This is a genomic window from Leptotrichia sp. HMT-225 (assembly GCF_030644325.1).
Lineage (GTDB): Bacteria > Fusobacteriota > Fusobacteriia > Fusobacteriales > Leptotrichiaceae > Leptotrichia > Leptotrichia massiliensis.
This window is the reverse complement of record NZ_CP130323.1, coordinates 2,244,035-2,261,156: the sequence shown is the minus strand read 5'-3', so window position 1 is coordinate 2,261,156 and position 17,122 is coordinate 2,244,035. Positions and strand designations below refer to the sequence as shown.

Annotated in this window: 14 protein-coding genes; 4 read left to right on the top strand and 10 right to left on the bottom strand. The window is 30.1% G+C overall.

Annotated features, from left to right (window positions below; translation table 11 throughout):
* Positions 1–15 precede the first annotated feature (15 nt).
* The 4 genes from QU666_RS10825 to QU666_RS10810 form a co-directional block, all read right to left on the bottom strand.
* The gene (locus QU666_RS10825; protein WP_021770129.1) at positions 16–480 is read right to left on the bottom strand and encodes a low molecular weight protein-tyrosine-phosphatase; all 465 of its coding nucleotides are present in this window, start codon (positions 478–480) and stop codon (positions 16–18) included.
* Between the two features lie 32 nt (positions 481–512).
* Complete coding sequence (locus tag QU666_RS10820; protein WP_036071875.1) at positions 513–1,247, bottom strand: NAD-dependent protein deacylase; 735 nt, start codon at positions 1,245–1,247, stop codon at positions 513–515.
* A gap of 89 nt (positions 1,248–1,336) precedes the next feature.
* Complete coding sequence (locus QU666_RS10815; protein ID WP_021770127.1) at positions 1,337–2,269, bottom strand: dihydroorotate oxidase; 933 nt, start codon at positions 2,267–2,269, stop codon at positions 1,337–1,339.
* A 36-nt stretch (positions 2,270–2,305) separates the two neighbouring features.
* Positions 2,306–3,346 carry a lipopolysaccharide assembly protein LapB gene (locus tag QU666_RS10810; protein ID WP_021770126.1) on the bottom strand — a complete coding sequence of 347 codons (1,041 nt, stop codon included), beginning with the start codon at positions 3,344–3,346 and terminating at the stop codon, positions 2,306–2,308.
* A gap of 351 nt (positions 3,347–3,697) precedes the next feature.
* Here QU666_RS10810 and QU666_RS11795 point away from each other — a divergent pair, with 351 nt between their 5' ends.
* Positions 3,698–4,672 (top strand): acyltransferase family protein, encoded by a 975-nt coding sequence (locus QU666_RS11795; protein WP_370528900.1) that lies wholly within the window; start codon positions 3,698–3,700, stop codon positions 4,670–4,672.
* 139 nt (positions 4,673–4,811) lie between these two features.
* Here the strand turns inward: QU666_RS11795 and trxB are convergent, their stop codons facing one another.
* Entirely contained in the window at positions 4,812–5,759 is a 948-nt protein-coding gene (gene trxB / locus QU666_RS10805; RefSeq protein ID WP_021769859.1) for a thioredoxin-disulfide reductase, read from the bottom strand.
* A gap of 149 nt (positions 5,760–5,908) precedes the next feature.
* On the bottom strand, positions 5,909–6,220 hold the full coding sequence (gene trxA, locus QU666_RS10800) for a thioredoxin (RefSeq protein ID WP_021769860.1): 312 nt from the start codon (positions 6,218–6,220) through the stop codon (positions 5,909–5,911).
* A 296-nt stretch (positions 6,221–6,516) separates the two neighbouring features.
* On the opposite strand from trxA, the gene QU666_RS10795 reads away from it, so the two are divergent.
* On the top strand, positions 6,517–7,173 hold the full coding sequence (locus tag QU666_RS10795) for a metalloregulator ArsR/SmtB family transcription factor (protein ID WP_021769861.1): 657 nt from the start codon (positions 6,517–6,519) through the stop codon (positions 7,171–7,173).
* A gap of 63 nt (positions 7,174–7,236) precedes the next feature.
* Here the strand turns inward: QU666_RS10795 and nadN are convergent, their stop codons facing one another.
* Both nadN and QU666_RS10785 read right to left on the bottom strand, forming a co-directional pair.
* Positions 7,237–9,030 carry an NAD nucleotidase gene (gene nadN, locus QU666_RS10790; protein WP_021769862.1) on the bottom strand — a complete coding sequence of 598 codons (1,794 nt, stop codon included), beginning with the start codon at positions 9,028–9,030 and terminating at the stop codon, positions 7,237–7,239.
* Positions 9,031–9,217: 187 nt separating this feature from the next.
* Positions 9,218–9,628 carry a hypothetical protein gene (locus QU666_RS10785; protein WP_021769863.1) on the bottom strand — a complete coding sequence of 137 codons (411 nt, stop codon included), beginning with the start codon at positions 9,626–9,628 and terminating at the stop codon, positions 9,218–9,220.
* 530 nt (positions 9,629–10,158) lie between these two features.
* Here QU666_RS10785 and QU666_RS10780 point away from each other — a divergent pair.
* Positions 10,159–12,366 (top strand): glucose PTS transporter subunit IIA, encoded by a 2,208-nt coding sequence (locus tag QU666_RS10780; RefSeq protein ID WP_036071559.1) that lies wholly within the window; start codon positions 10,159–10,161, stop codon positions 12,364–12,366.
* Between the two features lie 167 nt (positions 12,367–12,533).
* Positions 12,534–13,283 (top strand): DeoR/GlpR family DNA-binding transcription regulator, encoded by a 750-nt coding sequence (locus tag QU666_RS10775; RefSeq protein ID WP_036071562.1) that lies wholly within the window; start codon positions 12,534–12,536, stop codon positions 13,281–13,283.
* A gap of 167 nt (positions 13,284–13,450) precedes the next feature.
* Here QU666_RS10775 and QU666_RS10770 read toward each other — a convergent pair whose 3' ends face one another.
* On the bottom strand, positions 13,451–15,853 hold the full coding sequence (locus QU666_RS10770) for a glycyl radical protein (protein ID WP_021769865.1): 2,403 nt from the start codon (positions 15,851–15,853) through the stop codon (positions 13,451–13,453).
* Between the two features lie 38 nt (positions 15,854–15,891).
* A complete protein-coding gene (locus tag QU666_RS10765; protein ID WP_021769866.1) occupies positions 15,892–16,794 on the bottom strand; it encodes a glycyl-radical enzyme activating protein in 903 nt (300 codons plus the stop codon).
* Between the last annotated feature and the right edge of the window lie 328 nt (positions 16,795–17,122).

The following is a 17,122-nucleotide window of genomic DNA, read 5'->3' as shown; positions in this document are numbered from 1 at the left end:
GTCTTATTTATAAATTTAAATATTCAAATCATTTTTTTTAATAAATTCTAACAACGCTTTACAACCTTTTACTACATCATCATAAGTTGTATCAAAATCGCCAGTAAACCACGGATCTTTTATTTCCCGTTTTTCTCCTGCGTATTCTAACAGCATTCTTATTTCGCCTTTATTTTTTCCATTTGTAAAAAGTTTGATATTTTCTATATTGCTTTCGTCCATCCCAATAATATAATCGGCATCCAAATCATCGTTATTTAAAATTCTGGAATACATTCCTTTTACACTTATTCCTTCTTTGGCGAGCCTAGTTTTAGTACCGTGATGAACTGGATTTCCGTGTTCCCATGAACTTGTCGCTGCTGAATCAATAATGATTTTGTTCGAAAGTTTTTCCTTTTTTACCATTTCGCGAAAGACTGCTTCTGCCATTGGGGAACGGCATATATTTCCTAGACAGACAAATAATACTTTTACCATTTTCACCTCTTTATTTTTTTATTTTAATCTAATTATTTTAATTTTTTAAAAACTTCTCCTATGCTTTCGTGTATAACTAAATTTGTAAAATTGTCCTGCTCAGTCTTGGATTTATTTATTAACACAAGATTTTTTCCTTGAAAATAATGTATAAGGGAAGCGGCTGGATACACGATAAGTGAAGTTCCACCTATAATTAGTGTATCAGCTTTGGATATTTCGTTTATTGCTTTTCTAAAAGTATCTGGATCAGGAACTTCTTCATACAAAGTAACATCTGGTTTTATAATTCCGCCACATTTTGAACAATGAGGGATTTTTTCAGTTTCACAGATTTCTAAAAATTCTTCCATATTGTATTTTTTACCGCAAATAACACAAGTATTGCTGTCAACAGTTCCATGCAGTTTCAAGACATTTTTGCTTCCAGCCATTTCATGCAGGCAGTCGATATTTTGAGTAATAACAGCCGTCAATTTTCCATCTTGTTCCAGCCTTGCCAAATATTTATGAGCAAAATTCGGTTTTGCATTTGGATAAACAAGATGTTTTTTATAAAAATCATAAAATTCTTCTGGGTATTTTTCATACATTGTGTGAGAAACAAGCTCTTCTGGAGAAAAATTCCTATCAAGTTTTAAATTGTAGACTCCATTTGCACTTCTAAAATCAGGAATGCCTGATTCTGTAGAAACTCCCGCACCTCCAAAAAAGACAACTCTTTTACTTTCATCAATTGTTTTTTGAAGCAAACTTATTTTATCCATTTTTATCACCTTGCTTTTTTTACTTTGTTTTTCTATTATTAAATTCACTATTGAAATAGAGGGATTAAAAAAAATTTATTGTAAAAAAATTATAAATATTTCAATTTTCCTCTAAAATCTTCAATAGTTTTGTATCCTTTTTTATCCATAATATCTTTTAATTCGTTAGTTATTCTCTCAAAAGCAACAGGACCTTCCTTGTGTAAAGTTGTACCAATTTGAACCATGCTCGCCCCACATAAAATATGCTCAAAAGCATCTTGTCCTGTAAGAACACCGCCTGTTCCAATAATTTTAATAGAAGGATTCAATCTTTGATAAAAGGCGTGAACATTAGCAAGGGCAGTTGGTTTTATATATTCTCCACCAATTCCTCCAAATCCATTTTTAGGCTTTATTACAACACTTTCATCTTCAATTACAAGTCCATTTCCAACGCTGTTTATACAATTTATGAATGTCAATGGAAATTTATTGAATACTGCGGCTGCCTGATCGAAGTGAACAATATCAAAGTAGGGAGGCAATTTTATTCCAAGCGGCTTTTTGAAATATGAAAAAATATCTGCCAGCAACTTTTCAGTAGTTTCCAAATCATAGGCAATTTGTGGTTTTCCTGGCACATTTGGACAAGACAGGTTAAGTTCTGTTATTCCCTTAAAATCACTTTCCTGAACTTTTTTTAGTAATGCGTGAGTGTCTTCTGTCGACATTCCTACAAGCGAGAAAAAGAAAGTTCTGTCAGGATGTGTTTTCTGTAATTCCAGTAAATAATCTAAATAGTAATCAAATCCCAAATTTGGAAGTCCCATTGAATTTATGCTTCCCAGAGCTGTGTCATGATACCTAGGCTCTGGATTTCCAGGACGGGACTGTAATGTGGCAGTTTTCGTGACAAATGTTCCAGCCTGTGAATTTATAAGTTGTTCCAATTCATTTCTGTCGTAGCAGTAAACTCCCGCTGCATTCATAAAGCAGTTTTCAAAATCAAAATTACCGATGGATGTTTTTGTAGTTGCCATTTTTCCTCCTAAGATTAATTATTTTATTTTTTTAAATTATAGATGTAAAGCTGATTTATAGTATTGGATAGCCAATTTCAACTGTTCTGCTTCTTCGTAAAGTTTTGCAACTTCAATTACATTATCAGAAATTTTTAGATATTCGCTACCTTTCAAGTTTTGCTCAGCCACATCGAATTTTCCAAGTTTTATACAACATTTTCCAAAATTGAATTTAAGTTTTGCTTCGTCAATTTTTCTCATGTCAACTTTTGCATTTTCTCGTTTTTTTCCTTCAAAAAAATGTCCGTAGTTTGTGTAGGCAAGATTATAGTTCTTTTCATCAGCAAATATATTTCCAAGCAGTGCAAAGGCTTCCAAATGGTTTTCATCTGCAAGCAATGTTAAATAGTGTTTTGCAAGAGTCATATTATTTTTGTCGGTATAAAGTTTTGAAAGTACTTCCTGTGCTTTTTTATTATCAAAATCATCTGCTGCTGTTTTAAGATGTCTTTCAGCAGTTTCGATATCCTGTTTTTCTCCATAAAGCTTTCCAAGTAAATAATATGATTCCCCATTATCTTTAGCTTTGTGTAAATATTCTTCAGCCAAATCAACTTGTCCATTATCATAATAAATTTTGGAAAGTAATACTTGAGCCTCCTGATCTCTTTCATCAGCAATAGGTTTTAAATAATCTATTGCTAGATTTTTCTTCTTATATAAATAATATAAATTTCCCAAATTGTATTGAGCTCTCTGATTTCCATTATTTATTGCCAATTTGTAATAATATTCTGCCAATTCAAAGTTCGATTTTCTTTTATAAACAGTCCCAAGTTTATCTTGAAGTTCAAAATCTCCACCATCAGCAATTTTTTTTAAATATTTTTCTGCCAAATTTAATTTATCATATTTCAGATAAATGTCAGCAAGCATAAGAAAGGCCTTTCTATTTCCACCTTTAGCTGCTTCTTTTAAATATTTTTCAGCTAAAATATCAGAGCCACTGTCGTAGTAGCTTTTACCCATTTCATATAATCGACCAGAATCATCATTTTCGATATTATCAAAACCTTCAAATTCCATATTTTCCATAAAACAAACCTCCTATTTTTTATTATTTATTTTTTATTGTTTCCAAATTTGAAATTTTACTATTCAAAGTTTGGATATTAAACTTAAACTTATTATATCTAGTAAAATCACTTTAAGTTGAATTTAAAAGTGATAACTATTCTAACCAATCCCTAAGTTTGGTTAATTTTTATTAGTGTAATTTTAAATAAGTTTGAACATACTATATTATACTATATTTTTTTATATTTGTCATACTATTTCAGAACAAAAAAAATTATTTTTGAAAATCCTTTGAATTGTTAGGAAAGTGTGATATAATCAAAATAAAATTTTTTAAATACAATTTTTGAAAACAGGAAGGAGAAAATTATGAAAAAATACAGTCAATTTGAGATTTTTAGATTTATTGGAGCATTGTCAGTTCTATATTATCATTTAGGGATACACAGTTCATTTTCTTTACCCAAATTGCCTTTTTTAATGGAATATGGAATTGCTTGGGTATTTTTCTTTTTTTTGCTTTCAGGATTTTTTTTAACATACGTTTATTCAACTAAGTTTTTTGATGCAAAAGTATTTTATAGGACAAGATTTTTTAAATTTTATCCAGTTTATTTTTTGTCACTTTTATTAACTTTAAAATTTCGGGGAACAATTATCTACAATCTTCTTTTAGTACAGTCTTGGATATTTAATAGATCCCTAAGTTATAATTCATCAGCTTGGTATTTGTCTGTTTTAGCCTTTTTATTGCTTTTATTTCCTGCATTACTAAAATTTCGCGAAAATAAGTATTTCGTATGGTTTGTCCTAATTATTAATTTTTATGTTTATTATTTTTATAATTATCTTTTTCAACAAAATTCCAATAGTGGAACAGTACTTGAATTTATAAAATATAATCCGTTAATGTATATTAGTACTTTTTCTCTTGGTATGTTACTTTACGATAAAATAAAAAATGTAAAAAAGCGAAATATTTATTCATTTTTTACAATAATTTATATTTTATTTTTATTATTTGTACCGTATAATAAATTAATACCTTATAATTCTACTGTTATTGCTTTATTTTTTCTTCCTTTGATTGTATTTTTATATTTAGATAATTATTTTTTCAGTAAATTTTTAAGAAATAAATTTTTTATTTATCTTGGTGGACTAAGTTATTCAATATATGTACTTCATAGACCCTTGTATATTGTATTTGAAAAATTTTTAGGTGAGATTAAAAATTATACTGATTTTACAATTTACCTTTTTATGGTATTTTTCATGGCAAATTTAACAAAATATCTAATAGAAAATAAATTTTATAAATATTTGTGTAAAAAATATATATAATAAAAAATATATATAATAAAAAATGTACCTATAAACTTTGTAATATTTATTATTCAGTTTATTGGTACATATTCTTTATTATTCAGTTTATCGGTACATATTCTTTTTTATTTAATATTTATTTTCTAGAGTTTAAAAATTATAAATCATTTTCTCTTAAATATTCTTCTACATCAAGTCCTGCAATTGCTCCACTTCCTGCCGCAATAATTGCTTGCTGGTATCTGCCATCTTGAACATCTCCTGCTGCAAAGATTCCAGAAGTACTTGTTTTTGAAGATTTTCCTTTTGTTACAATATAGCCTCTTTCGTCAATTTCTACTTTACCTTCAAGAAATTTTGTATTTGGAGTTCTTCCGATTGCTACAAAAATTCCATCTGCTGTTAAAGTTTCAGTTTCGCCTGTTTTGTTATTTATAAGCTCTATTCCTGTAACTTTTTCATCAGCCAGTACTTTTTTTGGAGTGTAGTCTAGTTTCCATTCAATTTTGTTGTTATCTTTTGCTCTTTTTTGCATAATTGCTGAGGCACGTAACATATCTCTTCTGTGAATAACTGTAACTTTGTTGGCAAATTTTGTTAAAAAGACAGCTTCTTCCATCGCAGTATCTCCACCGCCAATTACAACAACATCTTTTCCACGATAGAAAAATCCATCACAAGTGGCACATGCACTAACACCTTTTCCTATATTTTCTTTTTCATTTTCAATTCCAAGGTATTTTGCACTTGCCCCTGTTGATAAAATTACTGTTTTTGCTTCTATGATATTTCCGTTATCCAAATGTAATTTAAATGTTTTCTTACCATTATTTTCTACATTTTCAATATCTTTTACAACTGCCTGTAGAAATTCAGTTCCAAAATTTTTTGATTGAGCCTTTATGTCTTCTATTAGCTGTGGACCTGAAATTCCTTGTGGAAATCCAGGAAAATTTTCAACTTCTGTTGTGGTTGTCAATTGTCCACCTGGTTCCATTCCATTTATTATTATATTTTTTAATCCTGCACGGCTTAAATAAATTGCGGCTGTCAGTCCTGCTGGACCTGAACCTATAATTACTGAATCATACATATTTTTCATCATTCCTTTTTTAGTGATTTTTTTATAAATTATGATTAAGAGATCATAATCACAAAGTTTCTTTTTTAATATTAAAGTCTAGCAAAATTGAAAAAACAATCGCTAGACTTCTTCTATAAATAAATATATCTTTAAATAACGTATTTTTGGTTTTATAATACTTGGTTTACTTCTTCATAAAGTGATTCTTTTGAGTGTAATCCAACTAATTTTTTAACAGGTTTTCCATCTTTGAATAAGATTAATGTAGGAATACTTTGGATTCCAAAAGATTGTGCTAATTCCAATTCTTCATCTACATTTACTTTTCCAATTGTAGCTTTTCCTTCCATTTCGTTTGAAAATTCTTCAATAATAGGAAGTTGCATTTTACAAGGTCCACACCATTCTGCCCAGAAATCTACTAGAGCTACTCCACTTGAAATACTTTGATCAAAATTATCTTTATTTAAATTTAATGCCATTTTACATCAACCTCTTTCTTAAAATCATTTTGTTAAGTTTTATAATTTTATAGTTTATTTTTTAAAAAAATTGTGTTATACTGTTTTTAGAAAATCAACTATTCAATCAAGTAATTGAATAGTATCATATTTAAAATAAATTGTCAATACTTTTATTATAAAATTTTGAAAATATATCAAAATTTAATATCTATCTAGTCAAGGTTAAGTGAATTTGTAGATCAAAATAATAATTTTTAAGTTTGGTTTTAAAGAGATTTAGTATAAATAAAGAAAGCAAAAAGGAGCTGAATTAAATGGATAAAATATGTCAAAATTATAAAAATAGCCTATATTCAGGATTGTCAAAAATAGGAAAATGCCTGTCCAGTGAAAAAAGAATCGAAATACTGGATTTATTAGTTCAAGGGGCAAAAACTGTGGAAAGTATTTCAAATGAAACAGGGATGAGCATTGCAAACACTTCAAGACATTTACAAATTTTAAAGGATGGAAACTTAGTTATTAGCGAAAAAAAGGGGAATTATGTTGTTTATGAAATCGCAAATACACAAATAATTGACTTGGTGTATCTTCTGATTGGGGTAGGAGAACAGCAACTGGCAGATATTCAGCGGATACACAATGAATTTAATGATAGTTGTATGAAAATCCGTCCGATTACTTTGGAGCAGGCTTACGAAATGGTAAAAAATAAAGAAACTTTAATAATAGATTTACGTCCAGAAGATGAATTTAATTCAAGCCATATAGAAAACGCAATAAATATTCCAATGAAAAATCTTGAGAAAAATCTGAAAAAATTACCTAAAAACAAGGAAATAATTGTTTACTGTAGAGGGCGAAACTGTGCTTATGCAAATCTTGCTTCCAAATTTTTGAATGATAATGGATTTCATGCTTACAGCTTGAATCAAAGTTATTATGATTGGAAAAAATATGATAATTTTTGAGTTTGATTTTAAAAAATAAGAAAGAGACTATTTCAAAAAAATTTTGAGACAGTCTCTATTTTTTTAATATTTAAATTTTACATTTGAAGATTCAGGTCTTCCAACTGATTTTTTCTCTTTAACATAGTTTATAAATGCTGTTTCAACACCTAAATGTGTATTTACACCTTCTCTTCCAGGAGTTGAAGTAATTTTACCAAAAGTTGTATATCCGTCTTTTCCTGCCGCAACATATGAATTTGTTCCTACAGTATAAGTTTTTCCTGCATCAATTGGAACCCATTTATTTGTTTTTGCATCAAGTACTTCCACTTTTTTAACTCTTGTTCCCAAAGTTCCTACCTTAGTTGCTTCAAATCTTATTGCAGCTCCATAAGGGAATGCTCCTGAAGATCCTCCGTCAAGGGCAAAATTCAATGCATCTTCGATTACTTGTTTTATTTCTGCACCATTCATTTTCAGAATATAGATTGTATTAGAAGTAAACGGAAGTAATGTATAGGCATCATCATAAGAAATTTTTCCTGGAGTTAAAGATATTCTTGTTCCTCCTGAATTCATTATTACCATATCAATATTACCTGTTCCCATATTTTTAAGCATATGTAGAACTGTTTCAGATACAAGTGTTGTAGCTAAAGATCCCTCAGGATTTTTATCATTAGGAATTCTGTTTGCTGATCCACCAGGGATTTCCTGTGTTATATTTCCTATTTCCTTTTTACCAAGCTCGTTCTTTTCCTTTTTATATCTTTCAAGAACTTTCTGTGCAGTTGGATCTTCTTTTACAAATTTTATATCTTTACGGCTGTTTACATATTTGATAATATCTTCTCTTTCTTTTCCTTGAAGTTCGCTTTTTTCGCCTTTATCATTTTTAACTTCAAATGAGCTATCACCAATAACTATTGTAGGCTCTGCTTTTAGTTCAGTTATTACACCTTTATCATTAAATTTAACCTTCATATTTCCTACCAGATGAGAGTAGCTCCATGCTTCTGCAACATATACAGGTTCTCCTGCTGGAGAGATTATTTTTTTAGGATATTCTGCAACAGGTTTTAATCCATATTCTGTATAACTTTCTCCCAATAGATAGTGAGTGTCTCCCGTAATAATAACATCTATTCCAGAAACTTTTTCAGCGATTTCAAGATTTTTTTCGTATCCTGCATGTGATAAGAAAATTATCTTATTAAGTCCTTTGGCTTGGAGTTCTGCTACCATTTTTTTAGCTGTTTCAACTTCATCATGGAATTTTATATCTTTTCCTGGACTTGAAGATTCGACGGTTTTTCCTACTACGTCTAATCCTACAATGGCCACATCTTGTCCATCTATTTTTTTAATTACATAAGGAGTCCATTTTCCCTCCAATATGCTTCCTTTATCAGGAACAACATTCGCTGAAACTACTGGTATTTTTAATTCATCGAGAAAGTTTTTTAAGACAGCATTACCATCGTCAAATTCATGATTTCCCAAAGCAAATAAATCAAAATGTCCTACATTCATAAGTGCCGCATCAGCTTTTCCTTTAAATAAAGTGTAATACAATGTTCCAGAAAGAGCATCTCCTGCGTGCAATACTAGGTTATTTTTACTAGATTTTTTTAAATCTACGATTCTTTGAATCATTCTTGGCATTCCACCAACGTTGACAGTAACTTTTTTCCCATTAAGAATTAAGTCCATTTTTTCTTCTTCAAGATGTGAATGGTGATCATTAACGTGTATTAAATTCAGCTCCAATGTTTTAGCAGAAAGTTTGCTTTTTGAAGCAGTTTTTTTTCTAGTTGCTCCCATAGCTGATATGCTTATAGCTGCAGCGAGTCCTAATAAAATTAATTTTTTCATGTTTCCTCCTCAAAATTTTTTATTTTTCAATATGATTATATCCTGACTTTTAAAAAAATCAAGAATAATTTAATATTTTTAAGTATATTCAAACTTCTTGAAAATTGAATCGGTAAAAATTAAACAAACTTAGGGATCGAGTAAATGATAACTTTTAAATTCAGTTTTAAAGTAGTTTTATTATAATTTATTTATCTAAATAATTTTCTCTTATTAAATCAAAATATTTATTTAATGATGGAGATCCAAAATCATTTAGCCATTCCTTTTTTGGAACTGTGCAGTATTTGGAATAATATTTTGTCGTAACGTCTATAGGATTTTTTTCATTCACGAATAATCCCTCTTCCTGTATTATTCTTCCGTAAGTACTTAATGAAGAATTAAATGTATCTATCATTTTTGTATGTTTATTGTCTTCGTGAAATGAACGAAGTAATACCTGTTTTATAATAAACCTGCACCGAAAGTCTCCTGGAAATATTTCTGGAACATTTTTAAAAGTGTAGTCAAATTTCCTATCTGTAAACGGATCTTTTATATTTCCAAACGAAACTATACTCACCATTAAAAATAAATACACTGCCACTTTTTTCATAAATAACCATCCTTTCTTTTTTATTCAAAAAACTATATTCAACTCATTAAAATAGAATTTTGTATGATGTGTTCATAACTTTTGAATTTAGTTTTAAAATGATATCATTATATTATAACCTGATTTTAAAAAAATGCACATAAATTTTTTGAAATTTAAAAAAATATACTAAAAATATATATTCCTAAAATAAAGGTGTTTATTTTTTAGGTAATTAGAAAAAAGGCAAAAAACAGCATAAATTAATAAAAAAATAAAAAAATTTTGAGATTTTCATAAATTATATGCGAAAAAATGCAAAAAAATGCTTGACTTTGTGAAAATTAAAGTTATAATATTAAAAAGGAATTATGTGAAACTAATTGAAACTAAAAATAATGTTTAGTTAGAAAATAAAAATAGTTGAAAATAATAGATAACTGCTTTAAAATAGATAAAAAATTTTAATAGTGTGGCACAAAATATAGAAATTATATAAATTTTAGAGCAGTTTGAAAAATTTAATATTATAATTTTATTTGGAGGATGTTATGAACAAGAACAAGAAAGAAAATCAGATTTTTCTTACATTGCAGACAATAGGAAGAGCGTTCTTCCTGCCAGTTTCGATTTTACCAGTTGCTGGATTATTGTTGGGTTTAGGTGCCTCATTTACAAATCCTAAGACAATAGCATTTTATCATTTAGATGGATTGCTCGCACAAGGGACACCTATGAATTATGTTCTTACTGTAATGAATAACGTTGGACTTGCAGTATTTGCTAATTTGCCTTTGATATTTGCGATGGCAGTGGCATTGGGAATGGCGAAAAAGGAAAAAGGGGTTGCAGTGCTCTCTTCTGGACTTTCATTTATAATAATGCATACAACTATTAAAACGTTATTGGTATTTAGCGGAAAAATTTTACCTGACGGGACTGTTTCTGAAAAAGTGCTGGATGGTGCGATAAGTTCCGTGCTTGGTATACAAACGCTTGAGATGGGAGTGTTTGGAGGAATTGTAGTAGGACTTGGAGTTGCATTTTTGCATAATAGATTTTATAAGACAAAACTTCCTGCGGCAATATCATTTTTTTCAGGAGTTAGATTTGTGCCGATTATATGTACGTTTGCTTATATTGTTGTAGGATTTATTTCCTTTGCGATTTGGCCAGTTATTCAACAGGGAATATTCTCAATTGGAAGAGTTGTAACAGGTTCGGGGGACATTGGAATATTTATTTTTGGATTTATGGAAAGAATATTGATACCTTTTGGACTTCATCACATCTGGTACATTCCATTCTGGCAAACAGGACTGGGTGGAAGTGCAATGATAGACGGAACAATGGTTTCGGGAGCACAGAACATATTCTTTGCAGAATTAGTATCGCCAAATACTACACGTTTTAGTATAGATGCGGCTAAATTTATGACAGGAAAATATTCATTTATGATGGGTGGACTTCCAGGAGCAGCTCTTGCAATGTACCATTGTGCAAAACCAAATAAAAAGAAAATAGTTGGAGGATTGTTACTTTCAGCAGCTTTAACAAGTTTTCTTACAGGGATTACGGAGCCTATTGAATTTACATTCTTATTCGTAGCACCTTTTGTATTTGTTGTTCATTGTATTTTTGCGGGAATTTCATTTGCACTTATGAGAATACTTGATATAGCGATAGGAACAACGTTTTCATGTGGATTAATAGACTTCACATTATATGGAATTTTGCCGGGAAGTTCAAAAACACACTGGGTTAGATTATTGCCGATATTTGTAATATATTTTGTACTTTATTATTTTTTCTTTAAATTTGTTATACAAAAATGGAACTTGAAAACTCCAGGAAGAGAAGACGATGATGAAGATACAAAATTATATACAAAAGATGATTACAATACTATGAGAGACAGCCGAAAACAAGGGGCAGTAGCAGAAGATACAGTTTCACAGGCAATTATAGATGGGCTTGGAGGACTCGATAATTTTGGTGATGTTACGTGCTGTGCAACTAGACTGAGAATGCGTGTAAATAATATGGATTTAGTAAATGAAGCGGCATTAAAGCGTACAGGAGCAATGGGAGTTATCAAAAAAGGCAGTGGAATTCAAGTTGTATACGGACCTACTGTATCAGTTATTAAAAGTAATTTGACAGAATATATTGAAAAAATAAAAGAACACGGTATGGAAGCTTCATTTGCCCAAGAAAAACCAGGAAGAAATATAGATTTGAATGTATTGAACTTGAGTGAAGATAGCATAAATGAAAATTATGAATCGTTAGAGGCAATAAATCAGATAATTGCCCCATATAAAGGTAAAATCTATGATATTGAAAACATTAGTGACAAAATTTTTAATACAAAAGTTCTTGGAGATGGTTTTGCGATAGAAATTGAAGGTGATGAAATAATCGCTCCAACTGACGGAACAATAGTAAATGTTTATACAACAGAACATGCCTTTATTATACAGGATAAATTTGGACATAATATTTTGATACATGTTGGACTTGGAACATCTGGATTAAACGGTGAAGGCATAAAATTATTCAAGAAAATAGGAGATACAGTTAAAAAAGGCGAAAAAATTGGTACATTAGATAGAAATGCGATAACAAAAGCAGGAATTTCGTTAGTTTCACCTGTAACTTTCTTAAATGTAGACAAGGCAAAATATGGTATAAAAGTTGAAAAAGCTGGAAATGTGGAAGCTGGAGAAGAAACTGTTATATTTATAACTAAAAAATAATCAGTACAATAAACCTCTATAATAATATAGAGGTTTTTTATACATTATTGAATTGTAGTCCGTAATAATTTTAGTGGATATTAATTAAAATTTATAAAAAGTTTTTCTTGAAAAATTTTCTAATATTCGATAGAATAAAAAATAACATAAAGATTGGATATGATAAAATGCTGAAAAATGAAAGACAAGATATAATTTTAATGAAACTTAATAACAAAGGTAAAGTTGTAGTTGGAGAACTTGCGATTGATTTGTCAGTTTCTGAAGATACGATAAGAAGAGATCTCGCTGAAATGGATTCGAAGGGACTGTTAAAAAGAGTTTTTGGAGGAGCATTGCCTTTAAACAGATATGCTTTGAACTACACAGAAAGGGAAAATTTTGAGCCTGAATTAAAATATGAACTGGCATTGAAAGGAGTAAAACTTCTAAAAGATGGCCAATTAGTGGCAATAGACGGAAGTACTACAAATTTGCAGCTTGCAAGGGCAATTCCTGTAAATTTATCATTAACGGTAATTACAAACAGCCTTACTATAGCAAGTGAACTTTCTAATCATAAAAATATAGAAATAATAATGGTTGGAGGGAATTTGTTTCAAAAAATTATGACCAATGTGGGAGATTTGGCGGTGGAGCAGATAAAGGAATATTATCCAGATATTTGTTTTATGGGAGCCTATGCAATTCATCCAGTTATGGGAATAACAAGCCCTTATGAAAAGGAAGTCAGTGTAAAACGTCAGTTTATAAAGTCTTCAAGTAGAGTTGTGACGTTAATTATACCAAATAAATTTAATGTAATAATGCCCTATAAAGTATGTGATATGGTAGATGTTACAACAATTATATCAGATAAGAGTGTCTCGACAGAGATACTGAAAGAGTATGAAAAAATAGGAATAGAATGTATTTAATTGAGAGGCTGATGCCTCTTTTAAAATTATCAAATATATCAGTAAATACCTAAAAAATATGAATTTAATTTCCTTATAAAAAATAAAAAAATACAAGAAGCCAAAATTGCTAGCTTCTTGTATAAAGAGAAAACTTATCTATAAAAATTATCTAAAAAGATACATATTTATATTCTTTGTTCAGTTCTCGAAATAATATCATTTTGTGTAGTTCTGTCAAGTGTAACAAATTGAGCACAGTATCCAGCAACTCTTACTATTATATCTCTATGTTTTTCAGGTTCAACTTGTGCTTGCTTTAATGTTTTTCCTGAAATAATGTTAAATTGAATATGCCATCCTTTTGAACTTATAAATGATTTTATTACATTTACAAATTTTTCAAACTGTTCTGGAGTATTTACCAGTTCAGGAGAATATTTTTGATTTAATAACTGTCCACCTGTAATCATCAGAGTTGGCAATTTATTTACAGAATTTAATACTGCTGTAGGACCATTTGTGTCAGTTCCCTGAGTTGGAGAACCTCCTTCTGCTGCAGGAGTATAAGCGTATCTTCCGTCTGGAGTTGCACCGCTCACCGTTCCCATTGGCACATTTGAAGAAATTCCAGATGTTGAAACTCCATAACCGCCGTTTATTGGTCCTCTTCCGTATCTTGTATTATGGTATTTTTGAATTTCATCAATGTATGTCCAGTAGATGTTTGTAGCAAATTCATCCACTTCATCAATATCATTACCGTATTTAGGCACTTCTAACAATATTTTTCTGATTCTTTCCCCATTTTCACCTTCATAATTTGTTTGTAGTGCATTGTAAACTTCTTCTTTTGTTAGGATTTGATTATCAAAAACAGTAGTTTTTAGTGCATAAAGAGAATTTGCGGCATTTGCAATTCCAACTTGAAGTCCTGAAATAATGTCATAAACAGCTCCACCCTCTTTTGCTGAAAGTCCTCTTCCAATACAGTCATCAACAAGACTTGATAATAAAATATCAGGGAAATCTTCTAAATGCGTATCAGACAATGCGTCAAGCGCAACAGACAGTTTTGTATAGTGTTTCATATATTTTTTCCATGCTTCCCATAAATCCTCATAAGTTTCATAGTCAGTCAGTTTCCCTGCTTTTAATAATTGAAGTCCAGTTCTAGAATCATAACCGTCATTTAACACAAGTTCAGTTGCTTTTACAAAGTTTAAGAAAGTCATTCCTGTACATCTATATCCCCATTTTCCAGGAACAGCCACTTCTACACATCCAACCATTGAATAATTGTAGGCATCTTCAATTTTTACGCCTTTGTTTAACAATGCGGGAACTATTATTTCATCTGTATGCATTGCAGGCATTCCATAACCTGTTGCAGCCACTTCTGCACATTTTCTGATGAATTTTTCTGGAGAATTTATATGAAATCTTGCAGATAAATTTGGTTGTGTAAGCTTGTTTTCTCCGACACTTTCTAAAATCAGATAGCTTAATTCATTTGTAGAATCTTTTCCGCTTGGAGTTGATCCTCCTATTGTAACATTTTGATAAGTTGGATAACCTGCCCCATAACCAGAATGCGAAGTTGAACGGACTTTTATTACAGAGTAAAGTTTTACCCATAGACATTGCAGCATTTCTTTTGCAAATTCTCTGTCTAAATCGCCTTCCAGTACATCTTTTTTGTAAAGTGGATACAAATATTGATCCACTCTTCCAAGAGAAGCTGAATGTCCGTTGCTTTCAATCTGAATTACTAAATGAATAAACCAGATTGCCTGTACTCCTTCCCAAAATGTCTGAGCAGGATTTTCAGGTACGTTTAGACAGTTTTTCTGAATTTGAAGTAATTCTTCTTTTCTTTGAGAATCAGTTTCCTTTTCAGCAAGTTCCTTTGCCAAATTTGCAAATCTATGAGCAAAGTCAATAGTTGCCTGTGCCACAATTTCTACAGCCTTTAAGAAATCAATTTTATTGTACCCGCCATAAACTGTAATGTCTACTTTTTCCATAGAAGCCTTAGCTTCTTCAATTACACCTTTTAGTCCTTTTGTCAAAACCTTTTTAAAATCAGGTACAATATGTCCGTCACCAGAAGTCATATTTCCTTCACCGTGAATAATTTTTGCGATTCCAGCTTCTTTTATTTCCTGTGGCATCTGAGCGTGCGCTCTATCTTTTAATGTTTTTCCACGCCACCATTCACATATTTCCAAAAGTTCAGGAATTTCTTCTTCAGGAATTCTGAATTTATCTCCATCTCTATGGTCAAAGTTTCCTTTTTCCTTAATTTCATCAACAATCCAATCCACTGCATATTCTGGAAAAAGAGGTGCTGTTCTTTCATCAACAGATTGATTTCCTACAATAAGTTCTCCATCTTTTATGTATATTGTCATGTTTTCTAAAATTTCTTTAACTGCATAAGCACGAACAATGTATTTTGATTTTCCTTCATGTTCTTTGTATGCTTTTGTCAAAAGTCTTCCTCTTTCGACACTGACACCAGGAAATTTTGATAAAGCCGATTCTCTTAATTTTTTTACTCTTTCACTTTTTAAAACAAATTCTCTCATTATCTTATCCTCCAAATTTTATTATTTATTTAAATTTTTTATCCATTCAGTTTTGCCTTTAATCCATAACTTTTCATTATTTGTAAAGCATTATCGAGTTCTTCCTGTGTATGTTTTTCAAGTGTTTTCATCGGATATGGCATTCTCAATTTTCTATATTTTTCAAGTCCCATTGTATGATAAGGCAGTATATTTACTTCCAGTAAATTTAATTTTTTCAAAAATTTTGCTGTTTCGTGAATATTCTTCTCATCATCGTTTATTCCTTTTATAAAGGGAAATCTCATAATAATCTTTTTATGCCATTTTGAAAGTTTTGTAAGATTTTCCAAAATTAGCCCATTTGTAACAGAAGTATACTGTTTATGCTTTTCACTGTCCATATGTTTAATGTCAAATAATACTGTATCAGTTAATTTTGCAAGAGTTTCAAGTTCCCTGTAACTTCCAAAACCAGTTGTTTCAATAGCAGTATCTATATATTCTTCTTTTAATCTTTCAAATAATTTTGTTGCAAATGCTGCATTTACAAGTATTTCTCCACCACTTAATGTAACTCCTCCTCCAGAGTTTCTATAAAATTTTTCATCCTTCATCACAATTTTAAATACATCTTCAACTGTCATATCCTGTGCAACTTTTTTTAATGCACCAGCAACTGGACATACACGGCAGGGAGTATCAAAATCTTCACATAAAAAACGGTTATAATTCCAGAAGTTATCTTTATTTATAGTGATGGAACTGTTTTCTACCTTTGTACAATCTCCACATTTTGTACATTTTCTTGAATCCCAGTAAAATTGGTTTTCAATTTTTTGGGTTTCAGGGTTAGAACACCACAGGCATCTAAGCGGACACCCTTTAAAATAAACAACAGTTCTAATTCCTGGTCCGTCAAATGTAGCTCCTCTTTCAATATCTGTGACCAAAGCTTTCACACCCTCTACACCTCTTTTCTTTTAAAAATTGTTTCTGAAGTTTCATTTTGTTTCTTTATATTTCGATTTTACCCTATTTTTGAAAATTTGTCAATAGTTTTATAAAAAAATTTATATAAAATGTGAAAGTTAATTTAATTTATAAATAAGAAATAGATTTGTTAGTTTTGAAGTTATTTTTAATTTAAGATATCAGAAGAAAATATAAATTGAAATAGAATAAAAATTATATTATATACGATTTTGATATAGTATCAATTTGTAGAATGATTAGGAAAATAAACTAAAATATATGTAAATAAAAATAGAAAAAGCCAGTTCAATTTGA